This is a genomic window from Lutibacter citreus, assembly GCF_003260195.1.
GTDB classification, from domain to species: domain Bacteria; phylum Bacteroidota; class Bacteroidia; order Flavobacteriales; family Flavobacteriaceae; genus Lutibacter; species Lutibacter citreus.
Genome location: NZ_QEIH01000010.1, coordinates 1 through 16,916, shown reverse-complemented (window position 1 = coordinate 16,916; position 16,916 = coordinate 1). Strand labels below are relative to the sequence as shown.

Here is a 16,916-nt window from a genome sequence, read left to right as displayed (position 1 = left end):
ATCTAGAAGAGGATTCTATTAAATATTTCAGAGAAAAAACGGTATCCACAAAAAAAGGAAATTTGGTGTCGGATTCGACACTATTCAGACATTAAAATTAAAAAAAATGAAAACTGGAAATTACACATGCTTACTTTGTGTAAAAGAATTTGAACCAACTAAAAGAGGCACACAAAAGTTTTGTAGTAGAAAATGTGGTCAAAAACACAATTATCATAAAAATAAAAAAAAGAAAATTAAGCTCAAATCCAAAAAAAACATTTTAAGAAATCAGAACATAAAAATTCAATAGAACCTACAAAAATTGATAACGTCAGTTCTGCTGGAGTGGCAAACAATATTATAGGTAATGCACTCACAGAGGTCCTTAAATATGGAGTGAAAAAAATAAATGAAACACCAGATAACATACCTGCTACAAAACAAGATATTAATGATCTAAAACATTTAATAGACAAAAGATACTTCTTAATTAAAAACATGCCACTTAGAAATGACGGCTCACTCCCCCATTAAGATATGACATCTCGTTCTGTAGTATATATATTGGATCCAAATTTTGTAAATCCTTCCGTTTTCATACCTTAAAATCCTATTGATAGGATTAAATTTCACATATTTACGTTGCTATAAATAATTATCAGAAACAGAGAAATACACTATCCCTAAAGTATCATAAAAGAAAGAATCTGATAAATATCACAGCCATAAACCAATTGAATATTTATATTTGTATGTGGATATTAAATAAGTATCATTATTCACACACAAAAAGTAAAAATTTAAAAAATCATACAAAGTATTTTTATCCCGTAAATTTAACGGGTATAAAAACACTTTGAATGATTATATAACGAGTTAGCTAAAATAATGACGAAATATTTTTACATATTGATAATTTCAACGATTTTAATTACTTCCTGCTCTACGACACGAAACATTGAAAGTGAAGTTTGGGATGAGAAATTTCAATTATGCAAGGATTTAGAATTATCAGAAAGTATTAATAATTCATTTTACCCAATTCCAGAGAGTAAAATTGATTCTGTAAAAAATATCTATTCACTATTTGAAAACTTTTTATTAGATGAGAAAATTCTTAACGAAATAACCAAAAAAGGATATAAAGATTTATTGCAAAAATCTTTTGATAAAAAGATAACCTCAAAAAAAATATTTGAGTTTTCAGAATTTATGAGATTTGATACTTCAATGATTTTTATGACATTTTCGAATAAAGGATGTTTTGCTAACACAGAATACAGATATAATCAATTGTCAAAAGAGAAAAAAGGATGGCAATATGAGTTTTGCGTAATATTAGACAAGTATGAGGCAGATGGAGGATTCAATAAAAAGGGATTAGAAATTTTGAATAAATCGATTGATAAAATACCGAATAGAAAGTTTAACAAAGAGGTTTATAGACGATACTTTTTGGATTTAGTTTATGCAGTAGGACAACAAAACTGATAATTACTTTAGCTAACACCTCATAAAATTTATGCTTACATCTAAACTAAATAACGAACCGACAAACATTCAACAAACGATTTGCTACCACCGAAAAATCTCCGATTTCTCAGTCGCACAAATCTTATAAAATACCGTTGTAAACAATGCCGAAAAGCAGTACGCATTTGAAAAATCATAGATAGAAAATCGGAATTATGGAAATATCAGAGAGCGAAAAAAAAGAACTTGACAAATTGAAAATTGGAAAATTAGTTAAGAATACAATATCTATAATTTTGGAAAAGGATTTAATTTCTGAAAATGAAATTCAAAATTTACTGAAAAAAGATTACTCTAAATTTACTTTTAACGTAATCTTCCCTATTCTAAAAAAAGTGGACAAAAAAATATCTCTGAAAGAAAACGGATTGATAAATGGAAATCCGAGATATTATGCAAAACCGATTGAAAACCGAGAAACTGAATATCTTCTGACAAATGAATGGAAAGAATATAATAGAGAGGATTTTATGAATTGGTTAAAAAGAAAAGTATCTGATTTATAAGCACAATTGTAAACAATGCTGAAAAACCACTCTTGCGGAAATGAATATTGATGAATTGACAAAAAATATCAGAAAAATATCATCTGAAAAAAATGTTCAAGAATTAGCGGAATTTATCCAAAAATGGAAAACTAACGAACAAAATGCTCTTGAATTAAAAGAAAATGTTGAACGGTATCTTGGAAATGCGTGGATTGACAAAAAAGCGGATTTTGAAAAAGTTTACGGAATATGGTCGGAATTTAGAGACTCTGCAATTAACGGAATTGGAGGAATGACAATGAACGAAAGACTTTATTTATTCGGACTTTTTGATTTATATGAAAAAGCAACAAATAATGCGAAAAAAGAAAAATTTTACACGAAATTAATGGCGGAAAAATAAAAGCACAGTTTACAACAAAGTACTGTGGTAAAAAACAAGTAAAAATTGATTAATTTTTCACTAAAGTACTTCTATAGGTGTCATCGTATATAAAAAATAGAGGCTTTAAGACTTAGGCCTTAAACGAAAGATAATAATAAAACAAAGGTCAGTTATAAATCGAAAAGGTAGTACTTAAAAATTCACAACTTTTCATATTCAAAACCGTTATGACTTATAAAAAAAACACCGAAAACCAATCAAAATATATTAGAAAAAATTTTGAACTACCCAAAATATGCACATACTAAAAATTATTCACGGATATCCTACAAGTTACAATGCAGGTTCAGAAGTATATAGCCAATCAATTTGTAACGAATTATCAAAAACTCATAAAATTTCAGTTTTCACAAGAGAAGAAAATCCTTATAGTAAAGATTTCGAAATAAGACACAAAAACGAACATCAAAATCTCGATTTCTATTTTGTAAATAATCCACAAGGAAAAGATGGATATAAACACAAGAAAATTGATGAGAATTTTGCCAATTTAATAAAATCAATAAATCCTGATGTTGCTCACATAGGACATTTAAACCACTTATCTACAGGTTTAATTGATGAACTCAATAAACAAAGAATACCAATAATATTTACTCTACACGATTTCTGGTTAATGTGTCCAAGAGGTCAATTTTTAACTCGTAGTATTGGACTTGAAAACAATAATCAATTATGTTCTAAACAAGAAGATAGCAAATGCGCCACAAGTTGTTACAAAGTATATTTTAGTGGAAATTCATTTGACGAAAATCAAGATATTGCAAGTTGGAGTAAATGGGTTCACAATAGAATGATTGAGACAAAATCAATAATTAATAAAGTTGATTTATTTATTGCTCCATCAAAATACTTATTAAATAGGTTTGTATATGAATTTTCTGTTCCAAAAGACAAAATTACTTATCTTGATTATGGTTTTCCAACTGAATATTTAACTCCAACTGAAAAAACAAAAGAAACATCAAATTTTACTTTTGGTTATATTGGAACTCATATTCCAGCAAAAGGAATTAATCAATTAATAGAGGCGTTTAATGAAATAGAAGAAACTGCAACACTCCGAATTTATGGTCGAGTAAACGGACAAAGTACGAAAGCATTAAAACAACTTGCTCAGAAATCTAAAAACAAAATTGAATTTGTTGGCGAATACATCAATAAAAACTTAGCAAATGAAGTTTTAGCAAAAGTAGATTGTATTGTAGTTCCATCTATTTGGACAGAAAACTCCCCTCTTGTAATTCACGAATCTCAATCTTGTAAAGTACCTGTAATAACAGCAAATATTGGAGGAATGAAAGAATATGTTGAGCATAAAGTTAATGGACTTTTATTTGAGCATAGAAATACCAAATCCTTAATTAAACAAATGAGGTTTGCTATCGCAAACCCCAATTTGTTAAAACAATTTGGAGAAAAAGGTTATCTTTTTTCTAAAGACGGTAGCGTTCCTAACATTCAAGAACATTGTAAAGAATTAGAAACAATGTATAGTAGTTTCATTAAACCGAAACTTTGGAGAATTACAATTGATACAAACCCAGAAGATTGTAACTTGAAATGTATAATGTGTGAAGAACACAGTCCATACAGTGATTTTATTCCAAATCTGTACCAGAAAACAGGTGTAAAACGCAGAAGAATGAAATTTGAAACGGTTGAAGATATATTTGAACAAGCCGAAAAATTGGGTGTTACAGAAATTATTCCTTCAACTATGGATGAACCTTTACTTTACAAAAAGTTTGACCAAATATTTGAATTAGCACAACAAAAAAACATCAAAATAAATTTAACAACAAACGGAACATTTCCCAAGAAAACTGTAACAGAATGGGCTAAATTAATAGTCCCAAATACTACAGATGTAAAAATAAGTTGGAATGGTGCAACCGAACAAACAACAAAAAAAATAATGTTAGGGATTGATTTCAATAAATCAATCTCAAATGTAAAAGAGTTTATAAAATATAGAAACGAATATCAAAAGGAAACAGGTTATTTTTGTCGAGTAACATTTCAGCTTACTTTTATGCAGAATAATATGCACGAATTAGCTGATATTATAAAATTAGCAATTTCTTTAGGGGTTGATAGAGTAAAAGGACATCAGCTTTGGGCTCATTTTGAAGAAATAAAAAAGCTATCAATGAAAGATAGTAATGAAAGTGTTCAACAATGGAATAAGTATGTTAGACAAGCTCTTAAAGTTCAAAAAGAATTTAAAAAACCAAATGGAGAGCAAATTATTTTAGAAAACATTATACCAATTAATGAAAAAGCAATTAATGCTATTCCTATAGAATATGAATGTCCTTTTCTTGAAAAAGAACTTTGGATACCTCCAACAGGCGTTATTTCTCCTTGTTGTGCTCCAGACAATTTACGAAAATCATTGGGTGATTTCGGAAACATTGAAACAAAAACAATTAAAGAGGTTATAAAAAGTCCTATTTATACAAATCTTGTAAAAAATTATAAATCGAATGCACTTTGTAAAACTTGCAATATGAGAAAACCTATATGATAGATTTTTCAAACTTAGTTATTCGCTGGACTTTCGGAGAAACAAAAGAAAGACCAACTTCCTTACAAGCATTTGATATGCTTGAATGTAGTTTGCTATTTGCTTTAAAATTATTTCCAAATGCAGAAATGCATATAGTATACAATTCCTTATCAAATTCTAATTCTTTAGAAAAATTAAAACGAATAACTCTAAATAAAGCAACTTTATTAGAGGGGAAAAACGAATGGGGTAATGAAATGAAAAATTCATTTTGGAAGTATATCCCTTTACGTATCAATTCACAAAAATATGAATTAGTCTTGGATTCTGACATTGTCTTTTGGAAAGTACCTAAAGCTATTATTAAATGGCTCAAATCGGATGGATTATTATTGAACTCTGACTGGAATGGACGAAATTATGGGAACTACGACCAATCAATCCCAAAAGAATATGAATTAAATGCTGGAATAATTGGTTATCCACCTCAATTTAGTGTTACACTTCCTGAAGTAGACTTATTATCAGAAAGATTTATAGCTGAACAAGGATTTATTGTTAATGAATTTACTAATTCAAATAGAGAACTATTTATTTTACCAAAAAGTGATGTTTTCCAGTCTAACACTATTGAATTCATAAATAAAAAAAAAGAAAATATTATAACAGAGTATTGTGTAGGTCATTTTTGTGGTTGCAATTATTGTCATTATCCACATTGGGACAAGTACTATAAAAATGATGTTTGGAATCATTATCATAAAAATATAGAAAAAATAAAAAATTTTAGGGATGTATCAAAATACAATCCAAAATTAAAAAAAGGAATTATTTATCGTAGTTCAGCTTTGTGTTTATATAAAAATGAATCGAGTTTAGAAAGTCATTTACAATCTAAAAATATTGAAACAATAGTTGATTTACGAGCAGATAGAGAATTAAAGGAGATTTTTTACAACAAAAAACAGCAAGATAAATATAAAATTATTCACGCTCCTTTTGACCCTTGGAAGCAAAGTGTTGAATTTCAGAATATACATAACACAGGAACAAATACAGAAATTGCTTACCATTTTTTCTCAAATGAATGTAAAGCATCAATAAAATTAGTAATTGAAGCAGTTATTAACTCAATTGGCGCAATTAACATTCATTGTCACGCAGGAAAAGATAGAACAGGCATAATAATTACCTTATTTCATTTGTTATCTGGAGCGAATAAAGAAACTATTTTATTAGACTATTTAGCAAGTAAAATGGATACTAAAGAAAATTATATTCAAATACTACTTGATGCAGTTTATGAAAAAGGAGGAATAATTGAATACTTTAAATCTTGCGAAATATCTAATGAACAAATAGAGTTCTTAAAATCAAAAATAGTTTGCTAAATGAAATATACTGAAATCAAAATATCAAAAGATGGAACACATTTCACTTACAATGAAGAGCCCGTTTTTAACAAGAAATTTTTAGAAGTATTAAAGTTTCATTCAGAGGGTTTTGCTCCTGTTTATGATGAATCAGGTTGGTATCATATCGATATACAAGGAAAAGAGCTTTACAAAGAACGCTATGATAGAACTTTTGGATATTATTGCGAAAGAGCAAGTGTTGTTTTAAATAATAAATGGGTTCATCTTAATACAAAAGGAGAAAAAGTATATTCAACTTCTTATTCTTGGATAGGAAACTATCAAGAAAAGATTTGTTCTGTTCGTGATATAAAAAACAACTATTTTCACATCAATTTATCAGGAAAAAGAATCTACACAGAAAATTATTTATATGCAGGAGATTATAAAGATGGAATTGCTTGCGTAAAGACTAAAAATGGTTTTAGACACATCAATGAAAAAGGTCAATTAATAAATAGTAAGATATTTCTCGATTTGGGTGTTTTTCACAAAAAATACGCAACAGCTAAAGACAAAAACGGGTGGTTTCATATTAACAAAAATGGAGATGAACTATATAAAGAAAGATATTTAATGATCGAACCATTTTATAATGGATTCTCTCTCGTTGAAACATATGAAAACAAGAAACAAATCATTGACGAAAAAGGAATATTAACGACAGTAATTGAATAAAAAAGCAAGCCCAAACAATGTACTTTCCTGAAATAGGTTGATTAAAATTAGACAACTTATTACAATTTGACTCGTCCTGAATAAAGGCTACATAATTTTAAACATTAAAGGATTCATACATCATTGAGCTAGAGGAATACAATATTACAGCAATTTATACACCAATATTCTTTAAAGAAAATAGATTAACATTTGTATGACTGAAGAAAATCATTGTTATGAAAATGCAATGGCAAAACGTGTAAATGAAATATTAAAAGATGTGTTTTATCTTGATCAAACCTTTATGAACGTGGCGCACGCTATAAGAGCAGCAAAAAATGCAATTAAATTATACAACGAAATAAGATTACACTTATCTTTAGACTTTAAAACACCAAATATGGTATATAAATTAACAGCGTAAAATCAATTTTAACCTGTAGCCATATTTCAGGACAAGACAGAAAAATAATATGAGTAATCGAAATGAATTTCTAGAATCATTTGAAGGTCGAAGGTATCAGTATCGGAATCAAATGGGGAAAAACTCAATTTTCATTTCATATAAGGTAGGGAAATACCAGACTAAAAGAAGTAAGAGCCTTATAGAAAACATTAAATTTCAAAAATTTGTGCTTTCTGAACTAACAAGTATAAAGAAAAATTGTTTCAGAGCAAATGTTGCTATTGAATTTTCTTTTAAAATAAATCAAAGTAACTCGCCCGCTATTCAATCTTTACTTAAACATTATATTGACTTAATTCAAAAACCACAAAAAGAAATAGCTACTAGGCGAAAGTACTTATTAATAAAAGATGATTCTCAAATCAAAGCATTATCGGCCCATTATTGGAAATCAAATAAAAATGAGGAACAGGAACTTACTATATCCATAAGACCATTTAGAGATTTTATTTCTAATTTAGAATTTGCTAGGGATTTAGAATTTGGAAAATTTTCTAATAGAAAAATATATTCATTCTCAGAGGATAATGAGTATGAAGAAAGTCAAAGAAGGTTGAATGATTTAGACTATTACAAACCTGTTAAAATTGAAGGTCTGAAAATTGAAATTGACGGAACGAAAATAGATTATGACGAATTCCAAAACCAATTATTTGAGGAGGAAAAAGGTCAACAGTTTTTAAAATTAAACTCTAAATCATCAGCTAGTTCTATTCTAACATTAATTACCGATCAACCAGAAACGGTGAAAAATAATTCAATTCTTTCTAATCTTTCTAAGACCCTAACTAAAATTGAAAGAGTAACAACTCTAAATGGTCGATATAATATAAATTTCGGAAGCGTTCCTGTTTCTCAAGGTGAAAGCAAGCTTTTTAAAGATAGGATTAACACAAAATTGAAAGAATGGAAAGTTCTAAATGGGAAACTACTACCTAAAAACCCCGCTCTAGCTTTAAAATTTTTTTATGAAAAACCAAGTAAAGTCGATCACGATTTAGATAATTTATTGAAGTATGTATTACCTCATTTTAATGAATTAATAAATAAGGACAGATATTTTAAAGATGTTACTTCAATAGAAATTTATCAAATAAATACTATTTCAATAAATAAAGATTCTGGGAATTTATATCTAAGATTTGAAGATTTGGGAAACAATAATATGTTTCACATTACAGAAAATTTATTAGAAAAGTATGAATAAAAAAACGGGCTACAACAAAGTACTGTGGTAAAAAACAAGTAAAAATTGATTAATTTTTCACTAAAGTACTTCTATAGGTGTCATGGTATATTAATCCTGATTTAGCGATTGCAAAAGCTTGTTACAAACTGCAATTTTACGCTTAAATTTGAACTAGTACAAGCGGCAAACATTCAACTAACGATTTGCAACGGCAGAAAAATCTCTGATTTTCCAGTCGTACAAATCTTATAAAATACCGTTGTAGTTAATTTGATATCCAATTAAAATATAAATTATTTGAAAAACACCATTTATAAATATCGAGGGATTTTTGACAAAACTTTTGAGCGAGATATAAATTCAATTTTAGAAAACAACTTTTGGTCTGCGAATCCAATAGAATTTAATGATGTTTTTGAAACTGTAATAGATAATCGACCTGTAATAAAGTTAATTGAGTTTATTGCTAGATGGTTTGGGATAAACTCAGAAAAAGATATTGATTTTTTAAATAAAAATACAGACAAAGTAATGTCAATTGATAATAGAAATGGAATGTATTCATTATCAAAGAATAGTATAGATGAATTACTTTGGGCTCATTATGCAAATCAACATAATGGGTACTGCATAGAATATGACTTGAATATACTTTTAAATAGTATTAAGGAAATAGAACATTATTCTTCCGTCACATATTCTAAAACCCCATTAGTAATCAATTGGAAAGATTTTTTCAGTTCTAATTCTAAGAGATTAAACAAAATGGGGTTTAATAAGTCAAAAAGATGGGAATACGAACAGGAATATAGATTAATAACAAATACGATAGGTAAAATAAATTACTCGCCTTTAGCCATTAAATCTATTTATTTTGGACTTAGAATATGCTCCGATAAGAAACAGGAAATAATAAATTCACTTAAAAGTAAAAACATTAAATTTTATCAAATTGAGAAAATACCAAAAACATATAAATTAAAAGCAACCTTAATTTAATATAATACTACTTACAACAATAGATATCGTTGCATAAGTCAATAAACCTAAAAAAACACTACTCAAAAACTCCTTTTTAAGGTTTATTAATTTTTAAGAAGTAACTAAGAGATTAATTCATTGCTAGTAATAGCCAACTTACAGAAATCCTCGCGGATATTGAACTGCCCTACTTTTCTTATACTAGAACGGCCATTGACAATAATTTCTAGAAAAGCCAAATTCAATAGTGAAATCTAATAATAACTTTAGATATATATTTTTGCTTCAATAATTTTAATAAATTTCAATTGTAAGTTTTTATGATTCTAAAATACATAAACATAAGTTCCCTATAAGTTAGCAACAAAGTTATGAATTGGATATGTCAGTACAATCTGGTTAGTACTCTTTTGTTACGTCTGATTTTCTTACGAAAAATCTTCGTACAAAAATTCGCAATACCCTTATACATAACCGTTACAAAAAGTAGATAAAAAAATATTGCACATTAACTAATTAAATCTTTTACAAAAAAAACGTGGAAAAAAACAAAGAAGTAGAAATAACCAAAGATTTTGACTTTATGAAAGTAGTGAATTTTGTGTCACCATCTTTCGAATCAGTTGAAAAAGACGTAGCTGAACTGAGAAAAGGAAAACCAAATAAATCAAAAAAAGAGCTTTCAAAAATCTATACAAATAGAATTAGAAATAAGTATACATCAATTGGAATTGTAAGTGCTTTACCGAGTACCATCCCTGGTCTTGGAACTGGTATTCAAATAGCAATAGAAACTGGAACAATTTCTGGCGATTTAATTTTAATGTTGAGATGGATGGCTTCAACTTGCTACGGTGTTGCGTTAATTAATGATAAAGACATTCGTTCTGATTTTAATCAGGAATTCGTAAAAATTTTAGGATTATGGTGCGGGGCTATTGAAGCATCTAAATTAGCAACAGAGAAAATTGCTACAAAGGTTGCAGTAACAACTTTTAATAGAAAAGTTAGCGGTAAAACTTTAGCGAAAATAAATCAAAGAGTTGGAACTACTATTTTCACAAAATACGGTGCAAAAAGAGGAGGAATTGCTTTAGGTAGATTAATACCATTGGGAGTTGGTGCAGCCGTGGGAGGAACATTTAACTATTTCACGATGACAAAATTTAAAGGTTCAGCTATAAAATATTTTGAATCTGACGAATCTATAGAATACACACTAAAAAATAAGAAATAATATGGGATTATTTGATGATTTGATTAAAAGAACTAACACTATGATAGATGAAGTTGAACATTCAGAAGATAGAAGTCAAGAAATGTACGAAAGATTTTTAGTAAATAGAAATGATTTAGAAGAAGCTATTGTTAGTGCTCATGGAAAAAATGGTCAAATTTTATCAAATCTTTTAAATTTATTGATTCGAAAAGCGGATGAAAACGATATGGAAAATTGGTAGTTGAAATCTAAATTCAAGCAAAATGTGCTTATTCGGATGAGTTCTACTTTTTACAACAATTACAATCGTTACCAAAAACAATAAAAACTAAAAAAAATGGAATCAAATTTTGCAGGAATATTAGGTGTCATTTTATTTATCTTAGGGGGAATACTAGGGTTCGCACATCAACCTGAAATATCTTTTATATGTATTGGCTTATCATTTTACTTATTTTGGGTATCATCCAGAGCTACTAAGTAAAAAAATTACGTGGTAAATTTCTATTTTTGATGAGGTTATTTTATTGAGTTGGTTATAAAAACTTCAAATATTCAGCTAACAATTTGCTACCTCCGAAGATTCTCTGATTTCCAGTCGCACAAATCATATAAAAACTCATGGTAAACAATTTAAAACAATACATATTAAAAATTCAAAAAAATAATTATGAAAAAATTTATTTATTCAATTTCTCTTTTAAGTGCTTTAATTTTAACATTTAGTTGTAGTGATGATTCAGTTTCAGAGGACTTTGACAAAGCTAATGGAAATGTTCAAAAAAAATTAATAAGTTCTGTAGCTATTATTTCAGCTCAAGACCCTCAAGAAAATAGAGTAATTTCAATGTTGTATTCTTCAGATGGTTCATTAAACACGATAAATAACGGTGTTGAAACTCGAATATTTATCTATGGCAATAATGACGAATTAACTAATATCACTGGAGGAGGTGATAATCTCAATATTTTGGATTTATATGAATCCCCATATGATGCATTTGAAACAGGTGATGTTATAGTTTATGACGATAACGGAAACCCTAAAAAAATTAATTTTTTTGAAGAGGAATATAATATTACTTCAGGTACCTATACCACAAAAATCTATACAGCTGATATTTCGTATGACGATACACATAATCCATTTTTTTATACTTTAGAAGCTGCCGGAATTATCGATGTTTTAGATGGTGTCCGATTAAATTTTGGAATCAACCCACAAGTTCCTGAAATTGCTCAGGCTAGGATGTTATTCCCTGTTAATAACCCATCTCAGATTATTTACAAAAACGAAGAAGGTGAAATTGTTTTCACAATTAACTCCAATTATGTGTATGATAACGAAAATTATCCAACATCAGCTACAGTAACTAAAGTCTCGATAGAACATTCTCAACAACATACTTATTCTGCAATATTTGAATATGTAAATTAAAAACTGCTTGTAACAATGGTAATCGTTGCATAAAGAAATAAAAATTAAAAAATACTACTCAAAAACTCCTTTTTAAGGAGTTTTTGAGTAGTAAGAAATAACTAATCTTTCAATAATTGAAGGTTGCTAAGAGTCTAATTTGAGGTGTAATTAAGATTTTTAATCATGTAAGTAAACGATGTATTTTTTTTTGTATCACTTTTTACAGTTATTGACTAAAAATTAAACAACGTAACCCATTATCTAATAATCAAGAAAATACCCAATTCATCAAATAATATTTTTCATCAACTCTATTAATGAGCAAGAAAAAGGTAACGACGAACCTCTTCCCTTTTTATAATTTTTCAAATTTTTAAAGTTCCAAATCTGATTACCAAAAATATTCATTTCAACCTTTTCAATTTCTATCACTAAATAATTATCAGAGGACGGATTTATATAACCTCTTTTAATTAAATCATCTTTTGAATATACCTTTGGCCCTTTGCTTTTTATTTCCCATAACTCATTTGAGGAGTTTTGACCTTTTCCATGTAAAAGCAAATATTTTGCTGATACCGTTTGTTTATCTAAAATTAAGGAACCGTTTCCTGTCCCCATTCTAAAATTATATAGTTTTTTAGAATTTATCCAGTTATGTTGTTGTTCCGAATTGTAATAACCAACCAAAACAAAGGTTTCATCTGGTATTAATTTTTTATTGTTTAAATATTCTGGTATTGGCTGTTGAAGTTTATTAAGATTATCTGATTTATGAATATCATAACTTTTAGAGGCTAAGTTTTCACGCTGAGTTGCCCTATTTATAAAATGGGCAATAACTTGATCTAGGAACGCTTCCAAATGACTAGTTTCCACATTTGTTTTTGAGGGCTTCACAGAAAACGCTCCAAGACCAGGTAGAATTTCATGAAACCCCATTTTAGTTGTTTGCTCAGTTCCTGGATATAACACATATGCACCACCCGTTCTTCGTATAGCATCTTTATAAGCATGCATTTTTAATAAATCTGCATTTTTATAAATTCCTTTTTTATGCTCTAGCTTTTCTTCTGAAATCTCTTCTTCATTTGTAGTTAAATTATCTCCAACAATTTCCTTAATCTCATTAACTTTGTATTTAGCATCAAAATGAATATGTACTATTTGCTCGGTTTCTTCAGCAACCTTTTCTTTAATTTCTTTAGGCCAAAATGAAAGTGTATAATCTGGGCGCATTGCTGTGGTCCAACTTCCGGAATTTGGATATGTTGATGCTCCCGAAAAACTTCTATTATAATTAAATTTCACATTAAGATCTCTTGAATGAGAGGTAAATACTCCTTGAAGTGCTGTAAATTTACCTTGCTTTAATTGAAGATTTAAGTTTTTAGTTTTTGAATTGAAATTGGTTAATTTCTCGAGGTCTTTTGGTTCTATCTCAAATTTTTTCTTCAATAAATCAAGAAGCGTAAAAAATAGCCAATATTCATATAAAGTAGCAATATCTTTTTTACCTCCACTATAAATATCATCACCACCTTCCCAGATTAATTTAGCCGCCAAATCGAACATTAACCATACTTTTAGCACTTCACGATATCCTTCTTTTCTTTGTAAAATTGGGCTGTTCAATTTTAAGGTGTCGGGTCTAGATATTTGTTTAAATAAACTATGTTGTAAATGGCTTTCCAATATGTAAACGACTGCTCCTGCTTCTTTTTGTAACCTTTCTGTGGCTTTTGGATGTTTTTGAATATCTATACAAAACTTTAAAAAAGTGTTCAATGCATGTTTAATAAACCTATTTTCTGAAGTGTCTACATTTTCCGTTTTTTTATTGGAATTAATTTTACCTGCAACCGTACTAAGCCCTCTTTTAGTTAATGGATGACTAGATCCAACAGGTAATCTATTCGAAGCATTTAATAACTGTTTTACAGCAGTCGCATTAAAACGCTTTATTTTCCTAACATCTACTAACTCTTCTTTTTCCTTCCAAATTGTTGTTGGTGAAGTAATTATTCTGTGAATTGCTTCATCAAAATCATCCGATTGAATAATGGATTTTATGAAAGCAAACCGCTGGTATAATGTTTTGCTATCTGTTTCATAATCTGTTTCAAAAGAATGGCTTACTGGAGCATTTGATTGCAAAATTAAATCGGTACATTTTTCAGTGATACTTTCCAGCATATACCTATAATCTTCACGATAGGTCGCTTTTATTGATTGTACTTCTAATTTTAATTCTCCAATTGGTTTTTCAATACCTTCTTTACATATGTCAAGAGTTAAGGTTCCTACATAAATATTTGGGGCTATTTGCCCTGAATACCTTTTCCTACGATGTGGTTGAACAATTTCACTTCGTTGAAAAAAATAATCTTGATTGCTAAATTCATAATCATAAAAATTTCCTTCTTGGAGTTGATAAGGCGCTTCATTATTTTGAATTGCATCATCTCTATGGAACAAAGTATTATTCTTCCTATCATCAATAAAAAGTTTTAAATCTTTTTCGAGATTCTCTAATGCTATTACAATGGAACTTTTCCCGATCATATTCTATGCTTCAGCGTAACTTGCAAATCCGTTATCTATGGCTCCTTTGTACATTCTGGTTATCTTTTCAAGGGATAATGGATATACAATGTTCTCATTATCGAAGTTTAAATCTGCACTATTTTCAAAAAACTCTTTTTTAACATCTATTTCCTGTACACATAAACCTCCCAAATTCTCTAACACTGGACAGAGTTTTCTTCTAGATCCATGTAGCTTCGGTAATAGCTTTTGCATAATGGCAATGTCTATTCTTTGATTGGTTGTTAATTCCGAATTTACCAATTCTAACTGATGAAATAAGCGATGAATTTCCATTGCTGTTCTGTATCCAAATTCAGCGCCTGTTTTCTTTAGCTGAGTGAAAAATTTAACTAAGGTCCCGTTTAATTCTTGTGAAATCGTGCTATTGGTTTCATTATTTGCCATTTTAATAAAGTCCATAGCCATAGAACTTCCATTGCCAATTAAATTTTTAAAATCAATGTCTTTTGGTGCACTTAAAAAGTTTTCAATTTCATCTTCTTGAACTCTAAACTCAATCACATTTGCTCTATCCAATACTTTAGGACTAAACATATACGTAGTTTCGTCAATATTCACAGTTCCAATAACAAATAAATTTTTTGGCCATCTAAGTTCTGCCGGTACTGTTGATTTAATAGTTCCCTGTTCACTGTGTAATTTGAAATTTTCTTTAGATTCCATAACACTTAAAAAATCTGCAAAATACCGCTCAACATGACTTAAATTCATTTCATCCAAAATCAAAAAATGAGGTTTACTTATGTTATTATTAGCATTAATAATTAACTGCAACGCACCGTTCTCTGGCAATATATACTCTGCACTATTTAATGCGTTTTCATAACCTAATAAGGGTTCTCTATTGGTCCAATCAGCCCCAACAGGAACAACACAATATTGCTTGTCATTTTCACATACCCATTTTGTAAAAGTTTGTGCTAATTTAGTTTTACCAGAACCAGATAAGCCACTCAACAATACAAATGGTTTAGTAATTAGTGAACTTACAAAACGTGTAAGAAGCGTATTTGTGAATAGCAAACCAGATGCTTTTGTGTCTTCAATAAATTTTGATAACTCAAAGTCTTCTTGTTCAATTAAGTTATCAATTTCAGGATTTATTTTAATGGGGTTTTCTTGATTTTTATAAAATGACAATAGCATATCCAACTCATCGTTTAAAATGGTTTCATCAGGGAGCTCATTAATATCATAAACTTTATACACATAAGAACTCCCATACCTATCTGGTTTTCCTAGGTTGTTTTTATAAAAATAATTAGTAATAGTAATTGGCTCATCAATTTTCCATTCCGCTGTTGGATTAGTTGTTTCACTTAATCCATACGCTAATATTAGCTTATCTATACTTTTAAAATAAAGATATACAGGATAAATACCTTCGGTTACCCTATTGGGTTCTTTTAACAATGCTATCCAAGGAATTTTCGCCTGATTACCTGCTCCAAAACTCACCTTAATTTTGAGTTCATCATATGATTTTGGATAATTTTTTGTTTTTAAATTAGTCGTTTTGGCTTGTTCTAAAAATTTATTTATAATTTCAGTAAAATCAAACTTTTTTTCAAATTCTACAAGTCTAGTACCATTTGCCAATTTCCATTCATTTGGACCATTTGCTGCTCTATTCAACACCATAGATGCAGCTGCCGACGGAGAATTAAATATTATATCCTTTTTTAATATATAAAATTCGCTAAATGTGCTATCATTAACATATTCGCTAGTTGAATAAGTAGATATAAGTTCAAAATAGGAATGTGTTAAAAAGCTTGGTTTAGGTTCTTTATAAAGATAAGATCCTTTTATTAACAAATAGCCATTTTCAACTATTTGAAGTTTTGCGGTTAAAAAACCTCCATTTTCATGAACTGCCCCCAAAAAGTTAGACACTATTTGAGAGTATATTTATGGGTAGAAAAGTCAAGTATAGTTACGATTTTAAACTTCGTTGCGTAAAAGAAGTATTGAAAAATCACAAAACAGTAGATGC

Annotated in this window: 14 protein-coding genes; 12 read left to right on the top strand and 2 right to left on the bottom strand. The window is 28.8% G+C overall.

Going from position 1 to position 16,916, the window contains the following annotated elements; all coding sequences use genetic code 11:
* The first annotated feature begins 870 nt into the window (after positions 1–870).
* The 12 genes from DAD81_RS18275 (at position 871) to DAD81_RS18215 (ending at position 12,328) form a co-directional block, all read left to right on the top strand.
* Entirely contained in the window at positions 871–1,473 is a 603-nt protein-coding gene (locus tag DAD81_RS18275; RefSeq protein WP_111709757.1) for a hypothetical protein, read from the top strand.
* A 197-nt stretch (positions 1,474–1,670) separates the two neighbouring features.
* A complete protein-coding gene (locus tag DAD81_RS18270; protein ID WP_027127224.1) occupies positions 1,671–2,021 on the top strand; it encodes a hypothetical protein in 351 nt (116 codons plus the stop codon).
* 55 nt (positions 2,022–2,076) lie between these two features.
* Positions 2,077–2,406, top strand: a complete 330-nt coding sequence (locus DAD81_RS18265) for a hypothetical protein (RefSeq protein ID WP_157961183.1) — start codon at positions 2,077–2,079, stop codon at positions 2,404–2,406.
* Positions 2,407–2,683: 277 nt separating this feature from the next.
* Entirely contained in the window at positions 2,684–4,978 is a 2,295-nt protein-coding gene (locus DAD81_RS20915) for a glycosyltransferase (RefSeq protein ID WP_218939733.1), read from the top strand.
* Complete coding sequence (locus DAD81_RS18250; RefSeq protein ID WP_111709755.1) at positions 4,975–6,351, top strand: tyrosine-protein phosphatase; 1,377 nt, start codon at positions 4,975–4,977, stop codon at positions 6,349–6,351. Before DAD81_RS20915 ends, DAD81_RS18250 begins: the two co-directional genes overlap by 4 nt.
* The gene (locus DAD81_RS18245; protein WP_111709754.1) at positions 6,352–7,053 is read left to right on the top strand and encodes a WG repeat-containing protein; all 702 of its coding nucleotides are present in this window, start codon (positions 6,352–6,354) and stop codon (positions 7,051–7,053) included. It abuts the gene before it with no gap.
* Between the two features lie 196 nt (positions 7,054–7,249).
* Entirely contained in the window at positions 7,250–7,459 is a 210-nt protein-coding gene (locus DAD81_RS18240) for an integrase core domain-containing protein (protein WP_111709753.1), read from the top strand.
* A 49-nt stretch (positions 7,460–7,508) separates the two neighbouring features.
* Positions 7,509–8,708 (top strand): hypothetical protein, encoded by a 1,200-nt coding sequence (locus tag DAD81_RS18235; protein ID WP_157961182.1) that lies wholly within the window; start codon positions 7,509–7,511, stop codon positions 8,706–8,708.
* 279 nt (positions 8,709–8,987) lie between these two features.
* Complete coding sequence (locus DAD81_RS18230; RefSeq protein WP_111709751.1) at positions 8,988–9,689, top strand: DUF2971 domain-containing protein; 702 nt, start codon at positions 8,988–8,990, stop codon at positions 9,687–9,689.
* A gap of 520 nt (positions 9,690–10,209) precedes the next feature.
* The gene (locus DAD81_RS18225; RefSeq protein WP_111709750.1) at positions 10,210–10,908 is read left to right on the top strand and encodes a hypothetical protein; all 699 of its coding nucleotides are present in this window, start codon (positions 10,210–10,212) and stop codon (positions 10,906–10,908) included.
* 40 nt (positions 10,909–10,948) lie between these two features.
* Positions 10,949–11,131, top strand: coding sequence for a hypothetical protein (locus DAD81_RS18220; RefSeq protein ID WP_157961181.1), 183 nt, complete (start codon positions 10,949–10,951; stop codon positions 11,129–11,131).
* Between the two features lie 429 nt (positions 11,132–11,560).
* Positions 11,561–12,328, top strand: a complete 768-nt coding sequence (locus DAD81_RS18215) for a hypothetical protein (protein WP_111709748.1) — start codon at positions 11,561–11,563, stop codon at positions 12,326–12,328.
* Between the two features lie 270 nt (positions 12,329–12,598).
* Here the strand turns inward: DAD81_RS18215 and DAD81_RS18210 are convergent, their stop codons facing one another.
* Positions 12,599–14,875, bottom strand: a complete 2,277-nt coding sequence (locus DAD81_RS18210; protein ID WP_111709747.1) for a DUF2357 domain-containing protein — start codon at positions 14,873–14,875, stop codon at positions 12,599–12,601.
* A 3-nt stretch (positions 14,876–14,878) separates the two neighbouring features.
* Positions 14,879–16,804 (bottom strand): DUF4357 domain-containing protein, encoded by a 1,926-nt coding sequence (locus DAD81_RS18205; RefSeq protein WP_157961180.1) that lies wholly within the window; start codon positions 16,802–16,804, stop codon positions 14,879–14,881.
* Positions 16,805–16,916 lie beyond the last annotated feature (112 nt).